General features: G+C 64.7%; 1 protein-coding gene. It reads left to right on the forward strand.

All coding sequences use genetic code 11. The features are described 5' to 3' along the window. Positions 1-59: 59 nt before the first annotated feature. Positions 60-1,499, forward strand: coding sequence for an IS1182 family transposase (locus tag IV112_RS09315; protein WP_304003139.1), 1,440 nt, complete (start codon positions 60-62; stop codon positions 1,497-1,499). Positions 1,500-1,609 lie beyond the last annotated feature (110 nt).

Below are 1,609 nucleotides of genomic sequence, written 5' to 3' on the forward strand. Positions count from 1 at the left end.
CCAGGCTGTGTAAAAACGCCGTTCCCTGATAGAATCGGCTGGTCACTGGAGGGCCAGTCATGGGGCGTTTCGTCGAGGGTGAAGACCGGCGGCAGTCGCTGTTGTTGCCGGAGTCGCTGGACGACTACGTGACCGAAGACAACCCGGTTCGGGTAGTCGAAGTCTTCATCGACGAGCTGGATCTGGGCGCGCTGGGCTTTGATGGCGTGCGGCCTGCGGCGACAGGCCGGCCCGCCTATCACCCATCGACCCTGCTGAAGATCTATCTCTACGGCTATCTCAATCGCGTCCAGTCGAGCCGCCGCCTCGAACGCGAAGCGCAGCGCAATATCGAGCTGATGTGGCTGACGGGGCGACTGGCCCCGGACTTCAAGACCATCGCCAGCTTCCGCCGCGATAATGGCCCGGCCATCCGGGCGGTCTGTGCGCAGTTCGTGGTGCTGTGCCGCCAGTTTGGCCTGTTCACCCGCGCTGTCGTCGCCATCGACGGCAGCAAGTTCAAGGCGGTCAACACGCGCGACAAGAACTTCACCGTGGCCAAGGTGGCCAGGCGCATCGAGCAGGTCGACGCCAACATCGTGCGCTACCTGGCCGCGCTGGACCGCGCCGACCGCGAGGAGAGCGATGTGGCCGAAGCCAAGACCTCCCGCATCAAGGACAAGATCGCCGGGCTGCGCCGGCAGATGCAGGCTCTACGGGAGATGGAGCAGACCGTTCAGGACGCGCCGGACCAACAGGTCTCGTTGACCGATCCCGACGCCCGCTCCATGGCCACCAGCGGACGCGGAACCGGCGTGGTCGGCTACAATGTCCAGACGGCGGTGGACGCCGAGCATCACCTGATCGTGGCCCACGAGGTGACCAATCAGGGCCATGATCGCACCCAGCTGACGCCCATGGCCCTCAAGGCCCAGCAGGCCACCGGCCAGGAAGCGCTGACCGCCCTGGCCGACCGTGGCTACTTCAGCGGCGATCAGGTCCTCTCGTGCGAAGGGACGGGCATCGCGCCTCACGTGCCACGCCCCTTGACGTCGAGCGGGACAAAACGCGGCTTCTTCACCCGGCAAGACTTCAGCTACGACGCCGCGCAAGACCACTACACCTGCCCCGCCGGGGCCAGGCTGACCAAGGCCAACCGCCGCGCCGACCATGCCGAGGACTTCGACTTCTACCGCCACCTGAGCGCCTGCCACACCTGCGCGCTCAGACCCCAATGCACCCCGACCAAGCTGCGGCGGATCAAGCGCTGGGAGCATGAGGCCGTGCTCGAAAAGATGCAGGCGCGGCTCGACCAGATGCCCGACGCCATGAAAATCCGACGACAGACCGTCGAGCACCCATTCGGCACCCTCAAGGCCTGGATGGGCACCACCCACTTCCTGACCAAGACCCTCGAAAAAGTCCGAACCGAGATGAGCCTTCACGTCCTGGCCTACAACATCAAGCGGATGATCAAGATCTTCGGGGTCATCCCCCTGATGCAGGCCATCCGGGCCTGATCGGCCACTTCATCATTCCCTCATTCCCGCCGCCGACCATCTGGCTCGCCCGACGTCGAACACGTCGTCGCGATGACCCTCGATCTCAAAACTCGTTTTTCCACGGCCTC

Source organism: Methyloversatilis discipulorum (assembly GCF_018780585.1).
Taxonomy (GTDB): Bacteria; Pseudomonadota; Gammaproteobacteria; order Burkholderiales; family Rhodocyclaceae; genus Methyloversatilis; species Methyloversatilis discipulorum_B.

What these genes read in the sequence shown, in the direction of transcription:
- IV112_RS09315 (WP_304003139.1), top strand. Translation starts at nt 60, where the DNA reads ATGGGGCGTTTCGTCGAGGGTGAAGACCGGCGGCAGTCGCTGTTGTTG.